The following is a 24,075-nucleotide window of genomic DNA, read 5'->3' as shown; positions in this document are numbered from 1 at the left end:
TGGCACACTTGCGCGGTTAACTTCCTCTCAAACAGGTACTCAGACGTGAAAATCCTCGTCGATGAAAATATGCCTTACGCCCGCGAGCTATTTAGCCGTCTGGGTGATGTAAAGGCTGTCCCTGGTCGTCCTATTCCCCTGAACGAACTGGATGATGCCGACGCCCTGATGGTGCGCTCGGTGACCAAAGTAAATGAGACGTTGCTGTCTGGCAAAGCGGTTAAATTTGTCGGGACAGCGACGGCTGGGACCGATCATGTGGATGACAAGTGGCTCACGCAGGCGGGGATCGGGTTTTCCGCCGCACCTGGCTGCAATGCCATTGCCGTAGTGGAGTATGTTTTTTCTTCTTTGTTGATGCTGGCAGAGCGCGACGGTTTTTCCCTAAAAGACCGTACTGTCGGCATAGTAGGGGTGGGCAACGTGGGTGGGCGTTTGCAAAAACGCTTCGAAGCGCTGGGCATTTGTACGCTTTTATGCGATCCGCCGCGTGCGGATAAGGGCGATGAGGGCGATTTTCGCTCTCTTGATGAGTTGATTGAGCAGTGCGATGTGATCACCTTCCATACGCCCTTGTTCAAAGAAGGTCCTTATAAGTCGTGGCATCTGGCAGATGAAACACTGATCCGCAGTCTGAAGGCTGGCGCTATTCTGATAAATGCCTGTCGTGGCCCGGTGGTAGACAACTCAGCACTGTTGAAATGTCTTCAGGAAGGACAAGCGCTCAGCGTGGTACTGGATGTCTGGGAGCCAGAGCCGGATCTGAATGTGGCGTTGCTGGAAAAAGTGGATGTGGCAACGGCACATATCGCCGGCTACACGCTGGAGGGTAAAGCGCGTGGAACCACACAAGTCTTTGAAGCCTATAGTGTGTTCATCGGTAAGCCACAACAGGTGGCGCTTGATACCTTGCTGCCTGCCCCGGAATTTGGACGCATCACTTTGCACGGCCCGCTCGATGAGGCAACGCTGAAAAGGCTGGTGCATTTGGTGTATGATGTGCGCCGCGATGACGCGCTGCTGCGTAAAGTAGCGGGTATTCCGGGTGAATTTGACAAGTTGCGCAAGAATTATCTTGAACGCCGTGAATGGTCTTCCCTGTATGTGATCTGCGACGACGCTGATGCGGCGGTGCTGTTGCATAAACTGGGATTCAATGCCGTTCACCACCCGGCACGTTAATGTCTTCTTAATGCTCCCTGTTGGATAATCCGGCAGGGACGCTTTTTTATTTCTGGAGTAAACCACCATGTCTGAAGGCTGGAATATTGCCGTACTGGGCGCTACGGGCGCCGTGGGCGAAGCCCTGCTCGAAACACTTGCTGAACGTCAGTTCCCGGTGGGGGACATCTATGCGCTTGCCCGCACTGATAGCGCGGGCGAGCATCTGCGTTTTAGCGGTAAATCCGTCATGGTTCAGGATGCGGCCGAATTTGACTGGACCCAGGCGCAGCTGGCATTTTTTGCAGCTGGTGTCGAAGCCACGGCGTCTTATATTGAAGAAGCAACCAATTCTGGCTGTCTGGTGATTGATTTAAGCGGCCTGTTTGCACTGGAACCGGATGTTCCGCTGGTGGTCCCGGATGTGAACCCGTTTGTGCTGGCGGACTACCGTAACCGCAACATTATTGCCGTCCCGAATAGCCTGACCAGCCAGTTACTTACCGCACTGAAACCATTGATCGACGATGGTGGTCTGTCACGTATCGCTGTGACCAGCCTGCTGTCCGCTTCCGGGCATGGAAAAAAAGCCGTCGATGCCCTTGCGGGGCAGAGTGCAAAACTGCTGAACGGTATTCCCATTGATGAAGATGATTTCTTTGGTCGTCAACTGGCGTTCAATATGTTGCCGCTGCTGCCCGATCGTGAAGGCTCCGTGCGTGAAGAGCGCCGTATTGTCGATGAAGCACGCAAAATTTTGCAGGATGAAGGGCTGATGATCTCGGCCAACTGCGTGCAGTCTCCGGTCTTTTATGGCCATGCGCAGATGGTGAGTTTTGAGGCTCTGCGTCCGCTGGCAGCCGAAGAGGCGCGTGATGCGTTTGCCCGTGGTGAAGATATCGTGCTTTCCGAAGAAACCGACTTCCCGACTCAGGTCGGTGATGCGACTGGCAGTGCGCACCTTTCTATCGGTTGCGTGCGTAATGACTACGGCATGCCGGAGCAGGTACAGTTCTGGTCGGTTGCCGATAACGTCCGTTTTGGCGGTGCGCTAATAGCGGTGAAAATTGCTGAGAAACTGGTGCAGGAGTACCTGTACTGATGTCGGAAGTGGAACAAAAGCCAGTCCATAAAATTGCCCTCGGTATTGAGTACGATGGCAGTAAATATTATGGCTGGCAGCGTCAAAATGAAGTGCGTAGTGTCCAGGAAAAACTGGAGAAAGCGCTCTCTCAGGTTGCGAATGAGCCTATCGGTGTGTTCTGCGCGGGGCGCACCGATGCCGGTGTTCACGGAACCGGGCAGGTGGTGCATTTTGAAACGACTGCCGTGCGCAAGGATGCCGCGTGGACGCTGGGGGTGAATGCAAATTTGCCTGGAGATATTGCCGTGCGTTGGGTCAAAAATGTGCCGGATGATTTTCATGCCCGCTTCAGCGCGACGGCGCGGCGTTACCGCTACATCATCTACAACCAACGTCTTCGTCCTGCAGTATTAAGCCAGGGCGTGACGCATTTTTATGAACCGCTGGATGCAGAACGTATGCACCGCGCAGCTCAATGTCTGATTGGCGAAAATGACTTTACGTCGTTTCGTGCGGTGCAGTGTCAGTCCCGTACGCCATGGCGAAATGTTATGCACATTAACGTCAGTCGTTTTGGCGCATATGTGGTGGTAGATATCAAAGCCAATGCCTTTGTACATCATATGGTTAGGAATATTGTGGGCAGCCTGATGGAAGTAGGGGCCGAACACCAGCCGGAGAGCTGGATTGCAGAACTGCTGGCAGCGAAGGACAGAACGCTTGCGGCAGCAACGGCGAAAGCAGAAGGTTTGTATCTGGTCTCCGTGGATTATCCGGATCGGTTCGACCTTCCTAAACCGCCAATGGGCCCGCTATTTTTAGCGGACTAAACAAAGGTGCAATTAAGGTTTAGACAATATGGACTTAATACGTTTTCTAATTGATTTCATCCTGCATATTGATGTTCATCTGGCGGAGTTAGTCGCGCAGTACGGCGTCTGGGTGTATGCCATTCTGTTTCTGATTTTGTTCTGTGAAACCGGGCTTGTTGTGACTCCGTTCCTGCCGGGCGATTCACTGTTGTTTGTTGCCGGTGCGCTATCAGCATTGCCGACTAACGATCTGAATGTTCATTTGATGGTGGTGTTGATGATCATCGCCGCGATTATCGGTGATGCGGTTAACTACACGATTGGGCGCGTTTTTGGCGAGAGATTATTCAGTAATCCAAACTCGAAGATTTTCCGTCGTAGCTATTTAGACAAAACCCATGCGTTTTATGCACGTCACGGCGGCAAAACGATTATCCTTGCCCGTTTTGTGCCCATTGTTCGCACTTTCGCGCCGTTTGTGGCGGGAATGGGTCATATGTCGTATCGTCATTTTGCGGCCTATAACGTTGTGGGGGCTTTGCTGTGGGTTCTGCTCTTTACCTATGCGGGTTATCTGTTCGGCGATCTCCCCGTGGTTCAGGAGAATCTTAAGCTGCTGATTGTAGCCATTATTGTGCTGTCAATCTTACCCGGCGTTATCGAAATTATTCGCCATAGACGTGCTGCTGCAAAGCAATCTAAGTAAATGTGCATTGGCGGTTCGACCACTTTTTTATCCAAAGTTTCGGGCTGTTATGTTTTAATGTGCAACATTCATGGTCTGTTGGAGGCAAAAATGGCATTATTCGCCTCTTATAGCAAAACTGGCATACGACCAGGTTCAGGCAGAAAGGTTATCAATGAGCTGGATTGAACGAATTAAAAGCAACATAGCCCCTACGCGTAAAGCGAGTATTCCTGAAGGGGTGTGGACGAAGTGTGACAGCTGCGGCCAGGTTCTGTACCGTGCTGAGCTGGAACGCAATCTTGAGGTGTGTCCGAAGTGTGACCACCACATGCGTATGTCGGCGCGTAACCGCCTGCATAGCGTGCTGGACGAAGGTTCTCTGGTAGAACTGGGTAGTGAGCTTGAGCCAAAAGATGTGCTGAAGTTCCGTGATTCCAAAAAATACAAAGACCGCCTGGCGTCTGCTCAGAAAGAGACTGGTGAGAAAGATGCTCTGGTTGTCATGAAAGGCACATTGCACGAGATGCCGGTTGTTGCTGCCGCATTTGAGTTCTCTTTTATGGGAGGATCAATGGGTTCTGTTGTTGGTGCGCGTTTTGTTCGTGCCGTTGAGCAAGCGCTCGAAGACAACTGCCCGCTGATCTGCTTCTCCGCGTCAGGGGGTGCACGTATGCAGGAAGCGCTGATGTCGCTGATGCAGATGGCCAAAACCTCTGCGGCGTTGGCAAAAATGCAGGAACGCGGTCTGCCGTATATTTCCGTTCTGACCGACCCAACCATGGGTGGCGTGTCTGCGAGTTTCGCGATGCTTGGCGATCTGAACATCGCTGAGCCAAAAGCGCTGATTGGTTTTGCCGGTCCTCGCGTTATTGAACAAACGGTTCGAGAAAAACTGCCGCCGGGTTTCCAGCGCAGTGAATTCCTCATCGAGAAAGGCGCTATCGACATGATCGTTCGTCGCCCGGAATTGCGCCTGAAACTGGCAAGTGTTCTGGCGAAGATGATGAATCTGCCATCGCCTAAACCAGATGAGCCGCATGAAGGTGTGGTCGTACCGAATCAGGAACCCGAAGCCTGATAACTGAAAAGGGCAGGGCCAGATGGCGCTGCCCTTTTGCTTTCAAACCGTAACTGAAAAGTGCGTATCATGGAAAATCACAGCATTCCCCAAGCCACGTCACCCCTGGTCGCGTGGCTTTCTTATCTGGAAAACCTGCACAGCAAAACCATCGATATGGGGCTTGAGCGCGTAAGCCTGGTGGCTGCTCGCCTTGATGTTTTGAAACCAGCTCCTTTCGTATTTACCGTTGCGGGTACGAACGGTAAAGGTACAACCTGCCGCACGCTGGAATCAGTATTAATGGCCGCCGGTTATAAAGTGGGCGTCTACAGTTCTCCGCATCTGGTGCGTTACACCGAGCGCGTGCGAATTCAAAATACTGAGTTGCCGGAGTCGGCACATACGGCATCGTTTGCTGAAATTGAGGCCGCGCGTGCAGAGATCTCTCTAACCTACTTCGAATACGGTACGCTCTCTGCACTGTGGCTATTTAAGCAGGCGCAACTGGATGTCGTGATCCTTGAAGTCGGTCTTGGTGGGCGCCTGGATGCCACAAATATGGTGGATGCAGATGTCTCCGTCGTGACCAGTATCGCGCTGGATCATACTGACTGGCTGGGGCCGGACCGTGAAAGTATTGGGCGAGAGAAGGCCGGGATTTTCCGTGCAGGTCGTCCAGCGGTGGTAGGTGAGCCAGATATGCCGCAGACGATTGCCGATGTTGCACAGGAAAAAGGCGCACATCTTCTGCGTCGTGATGTGGACTGGCGCTACGATGTTGAGCCTCAGGGCTGGCGCTTTAGCGACGATCAGGGCGTGCTGGATAATTTACCTTTGCCGCAGGTTCCGCAACCCAATGCCGCCACCGCACTGGCCGCGCTACGTGCAAGTGGGTTGAAGGTGAGCGAGCAGGCAATTCGGGACGGCATTCAACGCGCAATTTTGCCCGGACGTTTTCAGATTGTTCGGGAATCTCCGCGCCTGATTCTGGATGTGGCTCACAACCCACATGCCGCGGCGTACCTCGCGAGTCGTCTCAAATCGTTACCAAAAACCGGGCGTGTTCTGGCGGTAATCGGTATGCTTCATGATAAAGATATTGGTGGTACGCTGGCCTGCATGGAGAGTGTGGTCGATTGCTGGTATTGTGCTCCTCTGGAAGGGCCGCGTGGGGCTACCGCTGAGCAGTTGATGGAACATCTCGGCAAGGGTGAAATCTACAAAAGCGTGGCGCAGGCCTGGCATGCCGCGATGGCTGATGCTAAACCAGAAGATACCGTGCTGGTGTGTGGCTCGTTCCACACGGTGGCACATGTCATGGAAGTGATGGACGCGGGGAGAACCGGTGGCGAGTAAGTTTCAGAACCGTTTAACAGGAACGATTGTGCTGGTGGCGCTGGGAGTGATCATTCTTCCAGGTCTGCTCGACGGCCAGAAAAAACATTATCAGGATGAATTTGCGGCTATCCCGCTCGTACCGAAACCGGGTGACCGTGATGAGCCTGACATGCTTCCGGCGGCAACACAGGCTTTGCCTGTTCAGCCTCCTGAAGGTGCTGCGGAAGAGGTTCGTGCAGGGGATGCGGCTGCCCCGTCGCTTGACCCTTCTCGTCTTGCAGCCAATAACAATAGCGATATTGATCCCGTACCAGTGCAGGTGGAGCAACCTAAACCTGTCGAAAAACCGAAGCCAGTAGAGAAACCGCAGCCGAAACCGCAGAGAGATAAAACCAGCGAACAGCTGGCTGCGGCCGCAGAGACACCACCTCCCGCAAAACCCGCGCAGGATGATAAAGCGGTTCCAACCGGCAAGGCCTATGTGGTGCAACTTGGTGCGCTGAAAAATGCCGATAAAGTTAACGAGGTGGTAGGGAAACTACGCGGAGCGGGTTATCGCGTTTACACTTCACCTTCCACACCTGTACAGGGTAAAATTACCCGTATTCTCGTTGGGCCGGAAGCCTCTAAAGATAAGCTGAAAGGATCGCTTGGCGAACTGAAGCAAATCTCCGGTTTGAGTGGTGTGGTGATGAACTACAGCGCGAACTGAGAGAGCTTACCCCTCATCCTGACCTTCTCTCTTGAGGGGGAAGGGCGGGTGAGAGGAGGACGGCAGACGTCCCAAGAGACGTAAAAAGCCTGCGGCGTTGAACATTTTTTCAGCGCCTTTTTTATTTACGCGCGGGAAGGAAATCCCTACGCAAACGTTTTCTTTTTCTGTTAGAATTCGCCCCGAACTGGATGACAGGGCGTTTAATCGTGGGACACATATGGTCTGGATTGATTACGCCATCATTGCGGTGATTGGCTTTTCCTGTTTGGTTAGCCTGATCCGTGGCTTTGTTCGTGAAGCGTTATCGCTGGTGACATGGGGTTGTGCTTTCTTTGTTGCCAGTCATTACTACACTTACCTGTCAGTCTGGTTCACGGGCTTTGAAGATGAACTGGTCCGAAATGGAATCGCCATCGCGGTATTGTTTATTGCGACGCTGATTGTCGGCGCTATCGTGAATTACGTGATAGGTCAGTTGGTCGAGAAAACCGGTCTGTCAGGAACGGACAGGGTGCTCGGGATCTGTTTCGGTGCATTGCGAGGCGTGCTGATTGTAGCAGCGATACTGTTCTTCCTTGATACCTTTACCGGGTTCTCAAAAAGTGAAGACTGGCAGAAATCGCAGTTGATTCCACAGTTCAGCTTTATCATCAGATGGTTCTTTGACTATCTGCAAAGCTCGTCGAGTTTCTTGCCCAGGGCATAAACCCTGAGATGTGGCTTAACGAGGAAAAGACGAATGTGCGGTATTGTCGGGATCGCCGGTTTCATGCCGGTAAACCAGTCTATTTATGACGCGTTATCGGTGCTTCAGCACCGTGGGCAGGATGCTGCGGGTATCATCACCATTGATGCAAACAACTGCTTCCGTTTACGTAAGGCGAATGGCCTGGTAAACGATGTGTTTGAAGCCCGTCATATGCAGCGCCTGCAAGGTAACATGGGTATTGGTCACGTTCGTTATCCTACTGCTGGCAGTTCCAGCGCCTCTGAAGCTCAGCCTTTCTACGTTAACTCTCCGTATGGCATCACGCTTGCCCACAATGGCAACCTGACCAACGCCCATGAGCTGCGTAAAAAGCTGTTTGAAGAGAAGCGTCGCCACATTAATACCACTTCTGATTCTGAAATCCTGCTCAATATCTTTGCCAGCGAGCTGGATAACTTCCGTCATTATCCTCTGGAAGCTGACAATATTTTTGCCGCCGTTGCCGCGACAAACCGCCAGATCCGTGGGGCATATGCCTGTGTGGCGATGATTATCGGCCACGGAATGGTCGCTTTCCGCGATCCTAACGGCATCCGTCCGCTGGTACTGGGTAAGCGTGACATGGGTGATGGTCGTACAGAGTATATGGTTGCTTCTGAAAGCGTGGCACTGGATACGCTGGGCTTTGAATTTCTGCGCGATGTTGCGCCAGGTGAAGCGGTCTACATCACTGAGAAGGGACAACTGTTTACCCGCCAGTGTGCCGATAACCCGGTCAGCAACCCGTGTCTGTTCGAATACGTCTACTTTGCTCGCCCGGACTCGTTCATCGACAAGATCTCCGTGTACAGCGCTCGCGTGAACATGGGAACCAAGCTGGGTGAGAAGATTGCGCGCGAATGGGACGATCTGGACATTGATGTCGTTATCCCTATTCCGGAAACGTCCTGTGATATCGCCCTGGAAATTGCCCGTATCCTGGATAAACCGTACCGCCAGGGGTTTGTAAAAAACCGCTACGTCGGCCGCACCTTTATCATGCCGGGCCAGCAACTGCGCCGTAAATCAGTACGCCGTAAGCTGAACGCCAACCGCGCAGAGTTCCGTGACAAGAATGTCCTGCTGGTCGATGACTCCATCGTGCGTGGCACGACATCTGAACAGATCATCGAGATGGCGCGTGAAGCGGGTGCGAAAAAAGTATACCTGGCTTCCGCAGCCCCAGAGATCCGCTTCCCTAACGTCTATGGCATTGATATGCCAACCGCAAATGAGCTGATTGCCCACGGTCGTGAAGTGGATGAGATTCGCCAGATCATTGGCGCTGACGGTCTGATTTTCCAGGATCTGAACGATCTCATTGATGCGGTACGTGCTGAAAACCCGGACATCCAGCAGTTTGAATGCTCCGTGTTCAACGGCGTGTACGTGACCAAAGATGTGGATCAGCAGTATCTCGACTACCTTGACTCGCTGCGTAACGACGATGCGAAAGCCGTCCAGATGCAAAACGATCTTGAAAGCTTAGAGATGCACAACGAAGGCTGATGCTTCTGCAAGTGAGGGAATATTCCCTCACTTGCAACTCCCTCTAAAATCCTGCACAGTCAGCCCTGAAATCAGCAAGGGCAATAATCATGAAACGACTCATTGTAGGGATCAGCGGTGCGAGCGGCGCGATTTACGGCGTTCGACTGTTGCAAGTGCTACGCGACGTAGCAGACGTGGAAACCCATCTGGTGATGAGCCAGGCGGCGCGTCAGACGCTTTCCCTTGAAACCGACGTTGCCCTGCGGGATGTGCAGTCCCTGGCAGACGTTGTACATGATTCCCGCGATATTGCGGCCAGCATCTCTTCCGGTTCGTATAAAACAGCTGGAATGGTTATCCTGCCTTGCTCAATTAAAACACTCTCTGGCATCGTCAACAGCTATACCGATACCCTGGTGACGCGTGCAGCGGACGTGGTGCTGAAAGAACGCCGTCCGCTGGTGTTGTGCGTGCGAGAGACGCCGCTGCATCTGGGGCATCTGCGGTTGATGACGCAGGCGGCAGAACTGGGAGCTGTGATCATGCCTCCGGTCCCGGCTTTTTATCATCGTCCACAGACGCTTGATGATGTGATTAATCAGACGGTTAACCGTGTGCTGGATCAGTTTGATATTGACCTGCCTGGCGATCTCTTCGCTCGCTGGCAAGGGGCATAAATTTGTGCACAACCTGAGTGCATGAAAAGGCACGTTGCCCTGTTACAGGGCAAAACTGCAACCGCGATCATATCCTCGACATTTAATTCGTTTTTTCCTTTTTTCCCTTTCCGGTTCGTTCGGCAGACCTGCTATCTTTCACCATTAAGGCAATATCGCAACGTTTTATTAACATATTTAACGTCGAATTTTTAAGCAGACGGCAATGTGGCATAAGACCTGCAAGATAAGCCTGCAACACACAACACAATACATAATAAAATCACGGTACTTGAGGGTAAATGTATGAAGAAGACGGTTCTGGCTCTGTCTTTGCTGGTGGGATTAAGTGCAGCAGCGAGCAGCTATGCGGCCCTGCCGCAGACAGTGCGTATCGGTACTGACGCAACCTACGCGCCATTCTCTTCCAAGGATGCGAAAGGCGATTTTGTTGGGTTTGATATCGATCTGGGAAATGAGATGTGCAAGCGCATTGCGGTGAAATGCACATGGGTAGGCAGCGATTTCGATGCATTAATCCCGTCGCTGAAAGCCAAGAAAATTGATGCCATTATCTCCTCTCTCTCCATCACCGAAAAACGTCAGCAAGAGATTGCCTTCTCTGACAAGCTCTATGCTGCGGACTCTCGTCTGATCGCGGCTAAAGGCTCTCCCATTCAGCCGACGATTGACTCGCTGAAAGGCAAACATGTTGGTGTGCTTCAGGGCTCAACCCAGGAAGGCTACGCTAATGCAACCTGGCGCGAAAAGGGTGTTGATGTTGTTGCCTATCAGAACCAGGATTTAATTTACTCTGACCTGGCGGCAGGACGCCTGGATGCAGCATTCCAGGATGAAGTCGCTGCAAGCGAAGGCTTCCTGAAACAACCGGCAGGCAAAGACTATGCCTTTGCTGGCCCTTCTGTGAAAGACAAAAAATACTTTGGCGACGGTACGGGAATTGGTCTGCGTAAAGACGATACCGAGCTGAAAGCTGCGTTCGATAAAGCGTTTGCAGAACTGCGTAAAGACGGAACCTACGACAAACTGGCGAAGAAATATTTCGACTTCAACGTATACGGTGATTAATCGTTGCTTGCGGGGTGATGCACCACAATGGTGATCTATTGTGGTGCGTTGTGGGTATTGGTGAGCCAATATGGTGCAAACCTGGGTGTTTATTGGTTCATAAGTGCATACTTAAGCATTCCAGATGCAAAAAATCCCATCCGCAGGGCATTATCTTTTGCCTTGCGGAGGGGATTAGTGGCACATTAACAATACCCCGTCGTAGTAAAAATCCCGTAAGAATCCAGTCTGTTGAGGATAGATATGAAAAAACTGATATTGTCACTTTCTCTGGTGTTGGCCGTTTCCAGCACGACCGCGGCATTCGCAGCTATTCCGCAAAAAATCCGTATTGGTACGGATCCTACTTATGCCCCATTCGAATCGAAGAATGCCAAAGGTGAATTGATTGGTTTTGATATCGATTTGGCAAATGAACTGTGCAAGCGTATCAAAACGCAATGTACCTATGTCGAAAACCCACTGGATGCGCTGATCCCGTCGCTGAAAGCGAAAAAAATCGACGTGATTATGTCTTCCCTCTCGATTACTGAAAAACGCCAGCAAGAGATTGCCTTTACCGACAAACTCTACGCGGCAGATTCTCGTCTGGTTGTCGCAAAATCCTCAGATATTCAGCCAACGCTGGAGTCCCTGAAAGGTAAGCGTGTCGGCGTCCTGCAAGGCACAACTCAGGAAACCTACGGTAATGAACACTGGGCGCCTAAAGGAATCGAAATCGTCTCTTATCAGGGCCAGGAAAATATTTATGCTGACCTGACGGCGGGCCGTATTGATGCCGCGTTCCAGGATGAAGTTGCCGCAAGCGAAGGCTTCCTGAAGCAGCCTGTTGGTAAAGATTACAAGTTCGGCGGTCCGTCCATTAAGGACGAGAAACTCTTTGGCGTTGGGACGGGTATGGGCCTGCGCAAAGAAGACAACGAACTGCGTGAAGCGCTGAACAAAGCCTTTGCTGAAATGCGTGCAGATGGCACGTACGACAAGCTTGCGAAAAAATACTTTGATTTTAATGTGTACGGTGGCTAATCACCCCGTCATATAACGTGCGACCCCTCCCGTGTTGGGAGGGGAAAAGACACGGTTTCACTACTCACGACACGACAGGGCACGCGGTATGCTGTACGGATTTTCTGGCGTTATTTTACAAGGCGCGCTTGTCACCCTCGAACTGGCTCTCAGTTCCGTGGTGCTGGCTGTGCTGATAGGCCTGGCGGGCGCGGGGGCGAAACTCTCTGCCAATCGGGTGATGGCTTTGATTTTTGAAGCCTATACCACCCTGATTCGTGGTGTTCCTGACCTGGTGCTGATGCTGTTAATTTTTTACGGCCTGCAAATTGTGCTTAACAGCGTAACGGATGCATTGGGCTTCGCGCAGTGGGATATTGATCCCATGGTCGCGGGCATTATTACCCTCGGTTTTATCTACGGGGCTTACTTCACTGAAACCTTTCGTGGCGCATATATGGCCGTTCCGAAAGGACACATCGAGGCGGCAACTGCTTTCGGGTTTACCTCCTCGCAAACATTCCGCCGCATTATGTTTCCAGCCATGATGCGCTATGCCTTACCGGGTATTGGTAACAACTGGCAAGTCATTCTTAAGGCGACGGCGCTGGTTTCGCTGCTTGGTCTCGAAGACGTGGTGAAAGCCACGCAACTGGCGGGTAAGAGTACCTGGGAGCCGTTCTACTTTGCGGTGGTGTGTGGTGTGATTTATCTGGTCTTTACGACCGTTTCCAATGGTGTGCTGCTTCTGCTCGAACGTCGCTACTCCGTGGGTGTGAAGAGGGCTGACCTGTGATTGAAATTATTCAGGAATACTGGAAATCACTGTTGTGGACAGATGGTTATCGCTTCACGGGCGTGGCGATTACGCTGTGGCTGCTAATTTCTTCTGTGGCGATGGGCGGTGTGCTGGCGATATTTATGGCCATCGGTCGCGTGTCGAACAATAAATTTATTCGCTTCCCGATTTGGCTGTTTACCTACATTTTCCGCGGTACACCACTGTATGTGCAGTTGCTGGTGTTCTATTCGGGCATGTACACGCTGGAGATTGTGAAAGGCACGGAAATGCTCAATGCTTTCTTCCGCAGTGGCCTGAACTGTACGGTGCTGGCGTTAACGCTGAATACTTGTGCATATACCACCGAAATTTTTGCCGGGGCGATTCGCTCTGTGCCTTACGGTGAAATTGAGGCGGCACGCGCATACGGTTTCTCTTCGGTGAAACTTTATCGTTGCATCATTTTGCCGTCCGCGCTGCGTATCGCTTTGCCTGCCTACAGCAACGAAGTGATTTTGATGCTGCACTCTACCGCCCTGGCATTTACAGCCACCGTGCCGGATTTGCTGAAAATTGCCCGCGATATTAACTCGGCAACCTATCAGCCGTTCACCGCATTCGGCATCGCGGCAGTCCTGTATTTGATTATTTCGTATGTCCTGATTAGCCTGTTCCGTAAGGCTGAAAAACGCTGGTTGCAGCATGTAAAACCGTCTTCGACGCACTGAGAATTATGATGGCTGAGAACAAATTAAACGTTATCGATTTGCACAAACGCTACGGCGAACATGAAGTGCTGAAAGGGGTGTCGCTACAGGCTAATGCAGGCGATGTGATCAGTATTATCGGTTCATCAGGTTCAGGGAAAAGCACCTTCCTGCGCTGCATTAACTTCCTCGAAAAACCGAGTGAAGGTTCAATTGTGGTGAGTGGGCAGAACATCAACCTGGTGCGTGATAAAGACGGTCAACTCAAGGTCGCGGATAAACATCAGCTACGCCTGCTGCGTACGCGCCTGACGATGGTGTTCCAGCACTTTAACCTCTGGAGCCACATGACGGTGCTGGAGAACGTGATGGAAGCGCCAATCCAGGTGCTGGGGTTAAGTAAAACTGAAGCGCGTGAACGGGCGGTGAAATATCTCGCGAAAGTGGGGATCGACGAACGCCAGCAGATGAAATATCCGGTGCATTTGTCCGGTGGTCAGCAGCAGCGCGTTTCTATCGCTCGTGCGCTGGCGATGGAGCCAGAAGTATTGTTGTTTGATGAACCTACCTCAGCACTCGATCCTGAACTGGTTGGTGAAGTTCTGCGTATTATGCAGAAACTGGCCGAAGAGGGGAAAACGATGGTGGTGGTGACACACGAAATGGGCTTCGCCCGTAACGTCTCGAACCACGTTATTTTCCTGCATCAGGGTAAAATTGAAGAGCAGGGGCATCCGGATGAGGTGCTGGCAAACCCGAAAAGCCCACGCTTGCAGCAGTTCCTGAAAGGATCGTTGAAGTAGTTTTTGCTTTCCCCCTCTCCCGGTGGGAGAGGGCCGGGGTGAGGGGATCAGATCGCACCACACTCCAGCCGGTAAACCCAGTCGTCATACCGAACCCCGTCAATCTCATACGCTTTTTCCAGCACCTGAGTACGTACAAACCCGGCCTTCTCTAACACCCGCACAGAACCGACGTTATCCGCCAGCACATAGGCGTTAATCGCCTTCACGCCCGTCTGGTTAAATGCATACTCACACACCGCACGTAACGCCTCGCTGGCAATACCTTTTCCCTGAGCAGCAGGCACGACGGTATAACCGATATCCGCCTCTTCACGATTCTCAGGGCTGATTTGCAGGCCGATATCGCCCAGCGGTGTGGCATCATCATGAAGACGAATAACAAAAATATGCGGCGCGGCAAGACGCGCAGCGAACAAGCGTCGGGTCTCTTTTTCCGGGGCGATGGCGGCCATATAGCGCATGATGGCATGGTCTTCTCGCAGCGTGCGGAAGAATGCCCAGTCAGAGGGTTCGAAAGGGGTGAGGTGAAGCCTGGGTGTGGTGATGGTAGCCATGATTACGCCGTCATACGAAGGGGTTGGCGTATCACTTTACCATAACCTGTTGTCAGGTTTTACCCACCACATCCCCCAGCGCTTCTTCTAAGTCATACCAGCGAAAGGCAAATCCGGCGGCTTCCAGCCGCTTTGGCAACGCACGCTGACCACCCAGCACCAGCACAGACGATTCTCCCATTAACAGCCGAATGACTGTAGCAGGCACGCGCAATATCGCCGGGCGATGCAGCGCATGCCCGAGCGCGTGAGCAAACTGTTCATTACGAACAGGATACGGGGAGACCATATTGAACGGGCCGCGAAGATCGTTATCAAGCAACCAAAGAATGCCATTTACCATGTCATCAATATGGATCCAGGCCAGATACTGGCGGCCATTTCCGATTGGCCCCCCCAGCCCTAACTTAAAGGGGGGAAGCATTTTGGCCAGAATGCCACCTTTAGGGGTGAGGACGACACCGGTTCGCAGAAGGCAGACGCGGGTGTTATCGCTCTGTGCTGCACTGGCAATGCGCTCCCACTGGGCGCAGAGCTTGTGGGTGAATTCGTTGTGCGGAGGCTCTTCTTCCGTCACCACTACTTCGCCGAGATCGCCGTAATATCCCGCAGCCGAGCCAGAAATAAATACCGACGGCGGAGTGTGGCTGTTACGGATAAGCTCAACCAGTTTTTCCGTGATATTCCAGCGACTGCTACACAAGCGTTGCTTTTGCTCTTCCGTCCAGCGTTTGTCGGCGATGGGTTCGCCTGCAAGATTAATGACGGCATCAAAGCCGTCCAGATTCTGTTGCTCAGTCAGTCCTTTCCAGATGTCGATGCCCGCCCCTAGCACCTGACGTGCTTTTTCCGGACTGCGGGTGACCACGGTAATGTCGTGTTTTAGCGCATGCAGACGCGGAATGAGGTGGCGTCCAATCAGACCTGTGCCGCCGGTCAGCAGAATCTTCATACAACCTCCAGGTTTATGCCTGGCGCTGCCAGCTTAACGTCATGGAGACGGAGTCGGCATAACGCAGCGCGTGAAGTTTATCGATCTCTACTTCAGCATATGTGACCCAATGATGTTCGCGTGCGATATCGAGCACATCCTGAGTTAATTTTTCCAGTAAAGAGAAGCGGTTGTTTTCAACGTAATGAATGATGCTTTTAGTAATAGTGCGATAATTCAGCGCATCATTGATGTCTTCGCTGGCCCGCGCCTTGTCTGCCGGGTAGTGGATGATGACATTGATAACGATATCCTGACGGTTCGCGATCTCTTCGTCTTTGATACCGATGAACGCGCGTAAGCGTAAGTTTTTAATGCGAATAATAGCGTCATGCTGCGACATTGCAGGTCTACTCCGTGTTGTTATTTTCTCCATAATACATGATGACATCACACGCGCCCAACCGGACGCATGTTTAAATCTGCTGCGCTTTTTGCATGGCTCGCTCGGTGGCCGGGCGGGTTCTTATCCGCTCGAACCAGTTATTCACCGCAGGGTAGGTTGCTAGATCAATACGCTGACGCTCATGGGCGTTGATCCATGGCCAACAGGCGATATCGGCAATGCTGTAATGATCGCCGCCAAGCCAGGGGGATTTCTCAAGACGCCGGTTCATTACCCCGTAAAGACGTTGCGTCTCAACCTGGTAACGCTCTATAGCGTAAGGGATAGGTTGCGGGGCGAAAGCATTAAAGTGGTGGTTCTGTCCGAGCATGGGCCCCAGCCCGCTGGTTTGCCAGAAAAGCCATTGCAGCGTGTGGTGGCGTTCGCGTAGTTCTCCGCTCAGCAGTTTTCCGCTTTTTTCTGCCAGATAGAGCAAAATTTCGCCTGACTCAAACAGGTTCAACGGTGTGCCGCCATCATCCGGCTCGGTATCAATAATGGCGGGGATCTTGTTATTGGGTGAGATGGCGAGGAAATCCGGCCTGAACTGATCCCCTTTACTGATATCAATTCGAATGATCCGGTAATCCAGATTTGCTTCTTCCAGAAAGAGGGTGATCTTATGACCGTTAGGGGTAGGGGCATAATAGAGGTCTATCATTCTCAACTCCTGTCATAGCAAAAAAAGAGGTGATAAAACGAGTATAGGTGCTTGTTGTAAATCGTGAGTTTTCATCAAGTGACAGCGGGACAAAGAGATTATATGTTGGTTGAAAACCGATCAGCTTATGAGGACGTTATGAACCAACCCGCCATCACTTTGTGGTCCGATGCGAATTTCTATTCCCCTTATGTCATGAGTGCCTATGTGGCACTGGCCGAAAAAGGGCTGTCGTTCACGCTGAAAACCGTTGATCTTGACTGCGGCGACCATCTCAAACCTGAGTGGCGGGGCTACTCACTGACCCGACGAGTGCCCGTGCTGGAGATTGAGGGATTTGAACTGAGTGAATCCTCTGCCATCGCCGAGTATCTGGAAGACCGTTTTGCTCCGCCAGAATGGGAACGTATTTATCCTCATGACCTACAAAAACGTGCGCGCGCACGTCAGATTCAGGCGTGGCTGCGCAGCGATTTGCTGCCAATTCGTGCTGAACGTTCTACGGATGTGGTGTTTGCTGGTGCGAAAAAAGCCGCATTAAGTGAAGCGGGTCAGGAAAGTGCCAATAAATTATTGGAAACAGCAACAGCACTGCTTTCACATGGCAACCCCAATCTGTTTGGCGAATGGTGTATTGCCGATGTGGATTTGGCTCTGATGCTGAATCGACTGGTGCTCAATGGAGACGAGGTTCCCCAGGTGTTGGTTGATTATGCAAACTTCCAGTGGCAACGTGCGTCAGTGCAGCGCTATGTGGCACTCTCCGCTAAGCGTGTTGGCTGATAAGCCCGGGTTGTTGCGGTATGATAGGGCAGTCTGTTTTTCGAAGGAGTGACTGATGAAACTGATGTTTGCATCGGATATCCACGGATCGCTGCCCGCTGCAGAGCGTGTTCTCTCTCTGTTTGCACAAAGCGGAGCGCAGTGGCTGGTTATTCTGGGCGATGTGTTAAACCATGGGCCGCGTAATGCGCTGCCGGAAGGGTATGCCCCTGCGCAGGTGGCTGAGGCGCTTAATACGGTTGCGGGGCGCATTATCGCCGTTCGCGGAAATTGCGACAGCGAAGTCGATCAGATGCTGCTGCAATTCCCGATTACCGCTCCCTGGCAGCAGGTTTTGCTGGAAAAAACACGTCTGTTTTTGACCCACGGTCATCTTTTTAACCCTGATAACCTGCCTGCGCTGGTCGCTGGCGATGTTCTGGTTTACGGCCATACTCATATTCCGGTCGCTGAAAAACGCGGGGATATTTATTACTTTAATCCCGGCTCAGTTAGCATTCCCAAAGGGGGATACCCGGCGAGCTACGGCATGCTGGACGAGAATATGCTCAGCGTTATCGCACTTAATGATCAGCAAGTTATTGCGCAGGTAGCGATTAATCCGTAAGTTACACCCCAACTGCAAACGCGCCGAAAGAGCGCTTAGACGAGAAGGTTTCCCCGATGGTGGAGCAGAGTCATTTGGCAAGTACAGAGTGGGTTGACATTGTCAGTGAAGACAATGAAGTGATAGCACAGGCAAGTCGCGAACAGATGCGGGCCGAACGCTTGCGCCACCGCGCAACATATATTGTTGTCCATGATGGTATGGGCAAAATCCTGGTGCAGCGACGTACGGAAACGAAGGATTTTCTCCCAGGTATGCTGGATGCTACTGCAGGAGGCGTGGTTCAGGCCGATGAAGTTTTACTGGATTCAGCCCGTCGCGAAGCCGAAGAAGAGTTAGGTATTGCAGGGGTTCCATTTGCCGAGCACGGGCAGTTCTATTTTGAAGATCCAAACTGCCGTGTCTGGGGAGGACTGTTCAGCTGTGTCTCCCACGGGCCGTTTGCACTTCAGGAAGAAGAAGTCAGTGAAGTGAGCTGGATGACGCCAGAAGAGATCACTGCGCGTTGTGACGAATTCACGCCGGACTCGTTAAAAGCGCTGGCATTGTGGATGAGCCGTAATGCTAATAACGAATCCGCAAAAACCGAGAAACAAGAAGAAGCTGAATAAGCCTTAACAGCTTTCCCGTAAACACAGGCTGGATGCGATGGTTTTCTGATCGCGCCAGTCTCCGTCGTTCAAGCGCTCCAGCAACGCGCGTCCTGCTTCGATACCAATCTTACGGTGTGGTACGGCCATGGTTGTTAATGGCGGTTGACAGACGCGGCTGACATCGCTATCTCCAAACCCTACAACGGCCAGATCGTCCGGCACTTTGATTCGTCTGCGCTGGCATTCGTACAATGCGCCGCACGCCAGTTCATCGGACACGCACACGAGGGCGTCAAGCTCTGGCCACGCCAACAAAAATTCAGGCAGTTGAGCTGCACCCGTGGAGAAATTAGGTGGCATGGCGGCATTAATCACCCTGTTTGGTGACATGTGATGGCGCAGCATGGCTTTGTACCAGCCCTGCAAATGTTGCTGGAAAATCCATTGCTCCTGGTTTGCACACAGCAGGCCGATGTTCTGATAACCGCGTTGAATCAACATTTCTGTTAATTCATACATCGCTGCCACGTTATCAATACCGATATTCATATCAATGGGATCGGCACGCATGGCGCCCATTTCCATCACCGGTATCGAAGCATTTTTCAGCCAATGGCGTACCGTGTCGGAGTGTTCGACACTGAGCAAAATGGCTGCTGCAATATTCGATGCAAGCAGCGTTTCCAGCAACTTTTCTTCTTGTTCTAGACGGTGCTGAGATTCCGCCAGCATGATTTGGTATCCGGCAGGCTGCAGCACCTGTTGCAATCCGGCAAACATCTCCGAGCAACCCGCCTCGGAAAGATTTGGGACGACCATGGCAATCGTCCATGATGAGGCCGACGCCAGCGCACTGGCTGCCAGGTTCGGCATATACCCCAGCGCCTGCACAGCAGCTTCAATTTTTTCACGCAGTTTATCGGAAACCTGTTCAGGCGTGCGTAACGCACGGGACACGGTCATCGTGCCCACTCCGGCAAGTTGCGCGACATCGGCAATTGTCACTTTACCGGTACTTCGCCGTTTTCGGGTTAGAGACATACACCTTCCTGCTGACAGGACGCGTTTTTATTATCATCCTTCGCTTCACGTGGAAGGCAGTATACGCCTTAAATCCCTTTATTTGCTGTGATTTCACGCGATGATTGTAATTTGATAGCGCTATCACAATTCTGAATGTTAAAGATTGGTAGCGCTATCTTTGTGATCTTGATCGCAGCCAATGATTCAACTGTTGAATAAAGTTTGCTCATCTTTTGCGTCATGCCAGGAGTGCAAAATGCTCAAAAATTGGATATATGATACAACCATCACACTTCAGGAGAGCGTGGAGAGCTGGCCACAGGCGCTGGAGATTTGTGCTAAACCGCTACTGGATATGCAGGTGATATTGCCGGAATATGTCACCGCGATTGTTGAGCAACACCATAAATTAGGACCGTATTATGTGCTGGCACCAGGGCTAGCCATGCCGCATGCGCGGCCTGAAGAAGGGGCAAAAGGACTCGGCCTGTCATTATTAAAACTTAAACAGGGAGTTTCATTTGGTGCTGGAGAGTTTGATCCCGTCGATGTGATTGTGATGCTGGCTGCGCCAGATAAACACAGTCATATTGAAATGATTTCTGCTCTGGCAGAGTTATTTTCCAGCGATGATGATATGGCTGAATTACATCAGGCTAATACCCTGGAGGACATTAAAAAAATTATCGACCGCTTCTGATTTAATTACTCATACCGATAAGTCACAACATTATGCGTCAGCATGATGGGGACGAACTGTACTCAAAAAAAGGGGATAATAATGAAAATCATGGCAATTTGTGGTTCGGGCCTTGGCAGTAGTTTCATGGTCGAAATGAATATTAAAAAGGTGTTGAAGAAACTGGACATTGAGGCAGAGGTTGAACATTCAGATCTCTCTTCTGCTACCCCAGGCGCAGCGGATCTTTTTGTGATGGCAAAAGATATTGCAGCCAGTGCCAGTGTGCCAGAAAGCCAACTGGTGGTGATCAACAACATCATCGATATTAATGAACTCGAAGCGCAGTTACGCGCCTGGTTCTCAAGACAATAACCCTGATTATAGCGAGGCGGATATGTTTATCCTTGAAACGCTGAATTTCGTTGTTGATATATTAAAAGTCCCATCAGTGCTGGTGGGGTTAATTGCCTTAATTGGACTGGTAGCACAGAAGAAGGCATTTTCTGATGTGGTAAAAGGCACAATTAAAACCATTCTGGGCTTTATTGTTCTGGGCGGTGGCGCAACTGTACTGGTCGGATCATTAAATCCTTTAGGCGGGATGTTTGAGCATGCCTTTACTATTCAGGGCATTATTCCCAATAATGAAGCGATTGTTTCTATCGCGCTGGAAAAATACGGTGCTTCTACGGCATTAATTATGGCTTTCGGGATGGTCGCGAATATTATTGTCGCGCGCTTTACCCGTCTGAAGTACATCTTCCTGACCGGGCATCACACCTTCTATATGGCGTGTATGATTGGTGTGATCCTGACCGTTGCAGGCTTTGAAGGAGTCGGCCTGGTGTTTACCGGCTCGCTGATCTTAGGTCTGGTGATGGCGTTCTTCCCGGCACTGGCTCAGCGTTACATGAAACGCATTACGGGTAATGATGATATTGCCTTTGGTCACTTCGGTACGCTGGGTTATGTGCTTTCCGGCTGGATTGGCAGTAAATTCGGCAAAGGTTCGCGTTCTACTGAAGAGATGAACCTGCCGAAGAACCTGAGCTTCCTGCGTGACAGTTCTATCTCCATCTCGCTGACCATGATGATTATCTACCTGATCATGGCCGTAAGCGCCGGGCGTGAATACGTTGAGGCGACCTTCAGTGGCGGTCAGAACTACCTGGTTTACGCCATCATCATGGCCATTACCTTCGCTGCGGGCGTGTTCATTATCCTGCAAGGTGTACGCCTGATTCTGGCGGAAATTGTCCCTGCCTTTACCGGTTTTTCGGAAAAACTGGTTCCAAATGCACGTCCTGCGCTGGACTGTCCGGTCGTCTATCCCTATGCGCCTAATGCGGTACTGATTGGCTTCCTGTTCAGCTTCCTCGGTGGTCTGGTCGGACTGTTTATCTGCGGTCAGTTTAGTTGGGTGCTGATCCTGCCTGGCGTTGTTCCACACTTCTTTACCGGTGCGACGGCGGGTGTGTTCGGTAACGCCACTGGCGGACGTCGTGGGGCGATGATAGGCGCGTTCGCCAACGGCTTACTGATCACCTTCCTGCCGGTCTTGCTGCTACCTGTACTTGGCGCGATTGGTTTTGCCAATACTACCTTCTCGGATGCTGATTTCGGTGCTGTCGGGATTGTACTGGGTAACCTCGCGCGCTTCCTGTCGCCGCTTGCTATTACGGGACTGGTTGTTGCGTTGTTCGCAGTGCTGGTGGCGTACAACGTGTTCGCTAAAAATAAATCTGCGGGCAGTAACGCGCAGGAAAACACCGGAGCTAAATCATGAATGTGAATGAGATAACCCATCTTGCGCGTGAGATTCGCCTGGAGACACTGAAATCGCTGACGCAACTGGGTTTTGGTCACTACGGTGGCAGTATGTCGGTGGTCGAAACTCTGGCTGTACTCTACGGCGCAGTGATGAAGATTGACCCGGCCGATCCTGACTGGCCAGAGCGCGACTATTTTGTGTTGTCGAAAGGCCATGCCGGCCCGGCGCTGTACAGCACGCTCGCCATTAAGGGCTACTTCCCGGTAGAAGAGCTGAGCACGCTGAACCAGAATGGAACGCGTCTGCCAAGCCATCCGGACCGTCTGAAAACCCGCGGCGTGGATGCCACCACAGGTTCTCTGGGGCAGGGGATCTCCATCGCAGGAGGAATGGCACTGTCGCATAAGCTGGCGGGGCGGCCCAACCGGGTATTTTGCATTGTGGGTGATGGTGAGCTGAACGAAGGCCAGTGCTGGGAAGCGTTCCAGTTTATTGCTCATCACCGTTTAAACAATCTGACGGTATTTGTGGACTGGAATAAACAGCAGCTTGACGGTGAGTTGGACGACATTATTTGCGCGTTCGACCTGGAAGGGAAATTCCGTGCCTTTGGTTATGAGGTGGTGACGGTCAAAGGGGACGATATCCCAATGTTGCTGGAAGTCACTTCACGGATTCCGGCAGCCGATGCCCGCCCACTGATCGTTATTCTCGATAGCATCAAAGGGCAGGGCGTTCCTTATCTGGAGCAGTTAAGCAACTCGCACCATTTGCGCCTGACCGATGAGAGTAAAGCCGCACTTCACGAGACGATTCGCCAACTGGAGGCTTCACATGATTAAGGTCGCACCTGCAGGACAGAAAGATACCGTTGAGATGCGTAAAGTCTACGCGGGCTTTGTGGCGAAACAGATTGAAGCCGGGAGCGAGATTATTACCCTCGAAGCGGATCTGATGAGCTCTATGGCGATGGACGGTGTGGCGCGCGATTACCCGCAGCATGTGATTAACTGTGGCATCATGGAGGCCAATGTTATCGGCACAGCGGCAGGGCTGTCGCTCACCGGGCGCAAGCCATTCGTCCACACCTTTACCGCCTTTGCCAGCCGTCGTTGTTTCGACCAGCTATTTATGTCGCTCGATTACCAGCGCAACAACGTGAAGGTGATTGCCTCGGATGCTGGCGTTACGGCCTGTCACAACGGCGGAACGCATATGTCCTTTGAGGATATGGGCATTGTGCGCGGTCTGGCGAATTCGGTGGTGCTGGAAGTGACCGATGCGGTGATGTTTGAGGATGTGCTGCGCCAGCTTATCGACCTCGAAGGCTTCTATTGGGTTCGCACCATCCGTAAACAGGCGCCAAGTGTCTATGCCCCAGGCTCAACCTTTACCATCGGCAAAGGAAACGTTTTGCGTGAAGGGAATGATATTACCCTTATTGCCAATGGCATCATGGTGGCGGAAGCGCTGGAAGCAGCACGTCAACTGGAGCAGGAAGGGGTCAGTGCGGCAGTGATCGACATGTTTACCCTGAAACCCATCGACCGGATGCTGGTGAAAAATTATGCCGAGAAAACCGGGCGCATCGTGACCTGTGAAAACCACAGTATTCATAATGGGCTGGGTTCAGCCGTTGCGGAAGTGCTGGTAGAAACCTGTCCTGTACCGATGCGTCGAGTGGGTGTTAAAGAGCGTTACGGCCAGGTGGGGACTCAGGATTTCCTGCAGAAGGAGTACGGCCTGACGGCGCATGATATTGTTTCGGCGGCGCGAGAGCTGCTGTAAATAAAAAAGGCGACCATCAGGTTAATGCTGGTCACTTAAGGTGACCAGCAACCTTTTTATCCGGATATTTTCTGGTCTTTACCCTGAGTTCCCGCG

The 24,075-nt window shown here is 51.9% G+C and carries 28 protein-coding genes; 23 read left to right on the top strand and 5 right to left on the bottom strand.

The features are described from left to right. Positions 1-45: 45 nt before the first annotated feature. The 15 genes from pdxB to hisP all read left to right on the top strand — a co-directional run bounded on the left by pdxB (position 46) and on the right by hisP (position 14,138). Complete coding sequence (gene pdxB / locus GF617_RS20065; protein WP_203452315.1) at positions 46-1,182, top strand: 4-phosphoerythronate dehydrogenase PdxB; 1,137 nt, start codon at positions 46-48, stop codon at positions 1,180-1,182. Between the two features lie 67 nt (positions 1,183-1,249). Continuing rightward, positions 1,250-2,263, top strand: a complete 1,014-nt coding sequence (locus GF617_RS20060) for an aspartate-semialdehyde dehydrogenase (protein ID WP_181620261.1) — start codon at positions 1,250-1,252, stop codon at positions 2,261-2,263. Then, positions 2,263-3,075 (top strand): tRNA pseudouridine(38-40) synthase TruA, encoded by an 813-nt coding sequence (gene truA / locus GF617_RS20055; RefSeq protein ID WP_181620260.1) that lies wholly within the window; start codon positions 2,263-2,265, stop codon positions 3,073-3,075. Before GF617_RS20060 ends, truA begins: the two co-directional genes overlap by 1 nt. A gap of 28 nt (positions 3,076-3,103) precedes the next feature. Next, positions 3,104-3,763 (top strand): DedA family protein, encoded by a 660-nt coding sequence (locus GF617_RS20050; RefSeq protein ID WP_181620259.1) that lies wholly within the window; start codon positions 3,104-3,106, stop codon positions 3,761-3,763. A 154-nt stretch (positions 3,764-3,917) separates the two neighbouring features. Beyond that, positions 3,918-4,823 (top strand): acetyl-CoA carboxylase, carboxyltransferase subunit beta, encoded by a 906-nt coding sequence (accD, locus tag GF617_RS20045; RefSeq protein WP_181620258.1) that lies wholly within the window; start codon positions 3,918-3,920, stop codon positions 4,821-4,823. Between the two features lie 69 nt (positions 4,824-4,892). Continuing rightward, positions 4,893-6,161, top strand: a complete 1,269-nt coding sequence (folC, locus tag GF617_RS20040; RefSeq protein WP_181620257.1) for a bifunctional tetrahydrofolate synthase/dihydrofolate synthase — start codon at positions 4,893-4,895, stop codon at positions 6,159-6,161. Then, a complete protein-coding gene (dedD, locus tag GF617_RS20035; protein WP_181620256.1) occupies positions 6,151-6,855 on the top strand; it encodes a cell division protein DedD in 705 nt (234 codons plus the stop codon). Before folC ends, dedD begins: the two co-directional genes overlap by 11 nt. A 220-nt stretch (positions 6,856-7,075) precedes the next feature. Then, a complete protein-coding gene (cvpA, locus tag GF617_RS20030) occupies positions 7,076-7,564 on the top strand; it encodes a colicin V production protein (RefSeq protein WP_032612840.1) in 489 nt (162 codons plus the stop codon). Positions 7,565-7,597: 33 nt separating this feature from the next. Next, a complete protein-coding gene (gene purF, locus GF617_RS20025) occupies positions 7,598-9,115 on the top strand; it encodes an amidophosphoribosyltransferase (RefSeq protein ID WP_181620255.1) in 1,518 nt (505 codons plus the stop codon). An 89-nt stretch (positions 9,116-9,204) separates the two neighbouring features. Then, positions 9,205-9,774 (top strand): UbiX family flavin prenyltransferase, encoded by a 570-nt coding sequence (locus tag GF617_RS20020; protein WP_181620254.1) that lies wholly within the window; start codon positions 9,205-9,207, stop codon positions 9,772-9,774. A 285-nt stretch (positions 9,775-10,059) separates the two neighbouring features. After that, positions 10,060-10,842 (top strand): lysine/arginine/ornithine ABC transporter substrate-binding protein ArgT, encoded by a 783-nt coding sequence (gene argT, locus GF617_RS20015; RefSeq protein WP_181620253.1) that lies wholly within the window; start codon positions 10,060-10,062, stop codon positions 10,840-10,842. Positions 10,843-11,085: 243 nt separating this feature from the next. After that, the gene (hisJ, locus tag GF617_RS20010; protein WP_181620252.1) at positions 11,086-11,868 is read left to right on the top strand and encodes a histidine ABC transporter substrate-binding protein HisJ; all 783 of its coding nucleotides are present in this window, start codon (positions 11,086-11,088) and stop codon (positions 11,866-11,868) included. Between the two features lie 88 nt (positions 11,869-11,956). Next, positions 11,957-12,643 (top strand): histidine ABC transporter permease HisQ, encoded by a 687-nt coding sequence (locus tag GF617_RS20005; protein WP_181620251.1) that lies wholly within the window; start codon positions 11,957-11,959, stop codon positions 12,641-12,643. After that, a complete protein-coding gene (locus tag GF617_RS20000) occupies positions 12,640-13,356 on the top strand; it encodes an ABC transporter permease (RefSeq protein WP_181620250.1) in 717 nt (238 codons plus the stop codon). The genes GF617_RS20005 and GF617_RS20000 overlap by 4 nt, the downstream gene beginning before the upstream one ends. Positions 13,357-13,364: 8 nt before the next feature. Continuing rightward, complete coding sequence (hisP, locus tag GF617_RS19995) at positions 13,365-14,138, top strand: histidine ABC transporter ATP-binding protein HisP (RefSeq protein ID WP_181620249.1); 774 nt, start codon at positions 13,365-13,367, stop codon at positions 14,136-14,138. A 47-nt stretch (positions 14,139-14,185) separates the two neighbouring features. Here hisP and GF617_RS19990 read toward each other — a convergent pair whose 3' ends face one another. The 4 genes from GF617_RS19990 to yfcG form a co-directional block, all read right to left on the bottom strand. Beyond that, positions 14,186-14,695: a GNAT family N-acetyltransferase gene (locus tag GF617_RS19990; RefSeq protein ID WP_181620248.1), complete on the bottom strand. Its 510-nt coding sequence runs from the start codon at positions 14,693-14,695 to the stop codon at positions 14,186-14,188. Positions 14,696-14,747: 52 nt separating this feature from the next. Then, the gene (locus tag GF617_RS19985) at positions 14,748-15,647 is read right to left on the bottom strand and encodes a TIGR01777 family oxidoreductase (protein WP_203452314.1); all 900 of its coding nucleotides are present in this window, start codon (positions 15,645-15,647) and stop codon (positions 14,748-14,750) included. Between the two features lie 13 nt (positions 15,648-15,660). Next, on the bottom strand, positions 15,661-16,029 hold the full coding sequence (gene folX, locus GF617_RS19980; RefSeq protein WP_181620246.1) for a dihydroneopterin triphosphate 2'-epimerase: 369 nt from the start codon (positions 16,027-16,029) through the stop codon (positions 15,661-15,663). Positions 16,030-16,102: 73 nt separating this feature from the next. After that, on the bottom strand, positions 16,103-16,732 hold the full coding sequence (yfcG, locus tag GF617_RS19975) for a GSH-dependent disulfide bond oxidoreductase (protein ID WP_181620245.1): 630 nt from the start codon (positions 16,730-16,732) through the stop codon (positions 16,103-16,105). A 138-nt stretch (positions 16,733-16,870) separates the two neighbouring features. On the opposite strand from yfcG, the gene yfcF reads away from it, so the two are divergent. From yfcF to yfcD, 3 genes are read left to right on the top strand one after another with little or no spacing between them, the layout of a single operon-like run. Further along, positions 16,871-17,515, top strand: a complete 645-nt coding sequence (yfcF, locus tag GF617_RS19970; RefSeq protein ID WP_181620244.1) for a glutathione transferase — start codon at positions 16,871-16,873, stop codon at positions 17,513-17,515. A 55-nt stretch (positions 17,516-17,570) separates the two neighbouring features. Then, positions 17,571-18,122, top strand: coding sequence for a phosphodiesterase (gene yfcE / locus GF617_RS19965; RefSeq protein WP_181620243.1), 552 nt, complete (start codon positions 17,571-17,573; stop codon positions 18,120-18,122). A 56-nt stretch (positions 18,123-18,178) separates the two neighbouring features. Continuing rightward, positions 18,179-18,733, top strand: coding sequence for an NUDIX hydrolase YfcD (yfcD, locus tag GF617_RS19960; protein ID WP_181620242.1), 555 nt, complete (start codon positions 18,179-18,181; stop codon positions 18,731-18,733). A 3-nt stretch (positions 18,734-18,736) separates the two neighbouring features. Here the strand turns inward: yfcD and GF617_RS19955 are convergent, their stop codons facing one another. After that, on the bottom strand, positions 18,737-19,756 hold the full coding sequence (locus tag GF617_RS19955; protein ID WP_203452313.1) for a LacI family DNA-binding transcriptional regulator: 1,020 nt from the start codon (positions 19,754-19,756) through the stop codon (positions 18,737-18,739). A 238-nt stretch (positions 19,757-19,994) separates the two neighbouring features. Between GF617_RS19955 and GF617_RS19950 the strand changes: the two genes are divergently transcribed. The 5 genes from GF617_RS19950 (at position 19,995) to GF617_RS19930 (ending at position 23,979) form a co-directional block, all read left to right on the top strand. Further along, positions 19,995-20,438, top strand: a complete 444-nt coding sequence (locus GF617_RS19950; RefSeq protein ID WP_181623810.1) for a PTS sugar transporter subunit IIA — start codon at positions 19,995-19,997, stop codon at positions 20,436-20,438. 81 nt (positions 20,439-20,519) lie between these two features. Continuing rightward, positions 20,520-20,792 (top strand): PTS sugar transporter subunit IIB, encoded by a 273-nt coding sequence (locus GF617_RS19945; protein ID WP_181620240.1) that lies wholly within the window; start codon positions 20,520-20,522, stop codon positions 20,790-20,792. A gap of 22 nt (positions 20,793-20,814) precedes the next feature. Next, positions 20,815-22,206, top strand: a complete 1,392-nt coding sequence (locus GF617_RS19940) for a PTS ascorbate transporter subunit IIC (RefSeq protein ID WP_181620239.1) — start codon at positions 20,815-20,817, stop codon at positions 22,204-22,206. Continuing rightward, a complete protein-coding gene (locus GF617_RS19935) occupies positions 22,203-23,033 on the top strand; it encodes a transketolase (protein ID WP_203452312.1) in 831 nt (276 codons plus the stop codon). Before GF617_RS19940 ends, GF617_RS19935 begins: the two co-directional genes overlap by 4 nt. Next, the gene (locus GF617_RS19930; protein WP_203452311.1) at positions 23,026-23,979 is read left to right on the top strand and encodes a transketolase family protein; all 954 of its coding nucleotides are present in this window, start codon (positions 23,026-23,028) and stop codon (positions 23,977-23,979) included. The genes GF617_RS19935 and GF617_RS19930 overlap by 8 nt, the downstream gene beginning before the upstream one ends. The last annotated feature ends 96 nt before the right edge of the window (positions 23,980-24,075 follow it).

The organism is Lelliottia sp. RWM.1 (assembly GCF_016859735.1).
Classification (GTDB): domain Bacteria; phylum Pseudomonadota; class Gammaproteobacteria; order Enterobacterales; family Enterobacteriaceae; genus Enterobacter.
The sequence above is the reverse complement of the archived record's forward strand: the minus strand, read 5'-3'. Positions and strand labels throughout refer to the sequence as shown.

What these genes read in the sequence shown, in the direction of transcription:
- purF (WP_181620255.1), top strand. Translation starts at nt 7,598, where the DNA reads ATGTGCGGTATTGTCGGGATCGCCGGTTTCATGCCGGTAAACCAGTCT.
- accD (WP_181620258.1), top strand. Translation starts at nt 3,918, where the DNA reads ATGAGCTGGATTGAACGAATTAAAAGCAACATAGCCCCTACGCGTAAA.
- GF617_RS19990 (WP_181620248.1), bottom strand. Translation starts at nt 14,695, where the DNA reads ATGGCTACCATCACCACACCCAGGCTTCACCTCACCCCTTTCGAACCC.
- GF617_RS19930 (WP_203452311.1), top strand. Translation starts at nt 23,026, where the DNA reads ATGATTAAGGTCGCACCTGCAGGACAGAAAGATACCGTTGAGATGCGT.
- hisP (WP_181620249.1), top strand. Translation starts at nt 13,365, where the DNA reads ATGGCTGAGAACAAATTAAACGTTATCGATTTGCACAAACGCTACGGC.
- yfcG (WP_181620245.1), bottom strand. Translation starts at nt 16,732, where the DNA reads ATGATAGACCTCTATTATGCCCCTACCCCTAACGGTCATAAGATCACC.
- yfcF (WP_181620244.1), top strand. Translation starts at nt 16,871, where the DNA reads ATGAACCAACCCGCCATCACTTTGTGGTCCGATGCGAATTTCTATTCC.
- GF617_RS19985 (WP_203452314.1), bottom strand. Translation starts at nt 15,647, where the DNA reads ATGAAGATTCTGCTGACCGGCGGCACAGGTCTGATTGGACGCCACCTC.
- GF617_RS19940 (WP_181620239.1), top strand. Translation starts at nt 20,815, where the DNA reads ATGTTTATCCTTGAAACGCTGAATTTCGTTGTTGATATATTAAAAGTC.
- folX (WP_181620246.1), bottom strand. Translation starts at nt 16,029, where the DNA reads ATGTCGCAGCATGACGCTATTATTCGCATTAAAAACTTACGCTTACGC.
- truA (WP_181620260.1), top strand. Translation starts at nt 2,263, where the DNA reads ATGTCGGAAGTGGAACAAAAGCCAGTCCATAAAATTGCCCTCGGTATT.
- GF617_RS20050 (WP_181620259.1), top strand. Translation starts at nt 3,104, where the DNA reads ATGGACTTAATACGTTTTCTAATTGATTTCATCCTGCATATTGATGTT.
- argT (WP_181620253.1), top strand. Translation starts at nt 10,060, where the DNA reads ATGAAGAAGACGGTTCTGGCTCTGTCTTTGCTGGTGGGATTAAGTGCA.
- folC (WP_181620257.1), top strand. Translation starts at nt 4,893, where the DNA reads ATGGAAAATCACAGCATTCCCCAAGCCACGTCACCCCTGGTCGCGTGG.
- yfcE (WP_181620243.1), top strand. Translation starts at nt 17,571, where the DNA reads ATGAAACTGATGTTTGCATCGGATATCCACGGATCGCTGCCCGCTGCA.
- GF617_RS19955 (WP_203452313.1), bottom strand. Translation starts at nt 19,756, where the DNA reads ATGTCTCTAACCCGAAAACGGCGAAGTACCGGTAAAGTGACAATTGCC.
- hisJ (WP_181620252.1), top strand. Translation starts at nt 11,086, where the DNA reads ATGAAAAAACTGATATTGTCACTTTCTCTGGTGTTGGCCGTTTCCAGC.
- cvpA (WP_032612840.1), top strand. Translation starts at nt 7,076, where the DNA reads ATGGTCTGGATTGATTACGCCATCATTGCGGTGATTGGCTTTTCCTGT.
- GF617_RS19945 (WP_181620240.1), top strand. Translation starts at nt 20,520, where the DNA reads ATGAAAATCATGGCAATTTGTGGTTCGGGCCTTGGCAGTAGTTTCATG.
- GF617_RS20005 (WP_181620251.1), top strand. Translation starts at nt 11,957, where the DNA reads ATGCTGTACGGATTTTCTGGCGTTATTTTACAAGGCGCGCTTGTCACC.
- GF617_RS20060 (WP_181620261.1), top strand. Translation starts at nt 1,250, where the DNA reads ATGTCTGAAGGCTGGAATATTGCCGTACTGGGCGCTACGGGCGCCGTG.
- GF617_RS19935 (WP_203452312.1), top strand. Translation starts at nt 22,203, where the DNA reads ATGAATGTGAATGAGATAACCCATCTTGCGCGTGAGATTCGCCTGGAG.
- GF617_RS19950 (WP_181623810.1), top strand. Translation starts at nt 19,995, where the DNA reads ATGCTCAAAAATTGGATATATGATACAACCATCACACTTCAGGAGAGC.
- yfcD (WP_181620242.1), top strand. Translation starts at nt 18,179, where the DNA reads ATGGTGGAGCAGAGTCATTTGGCAAGTACAGAGTGGGTTGACATTGTC.
- GF617_RS20020 (WP_181620254.1), top strand. Translation starts at nt 9,205, where the DNA reads ATGAAACGACTCATTGTAGGGATCAGCGGTGCGAGCGGCGCGATTTAC.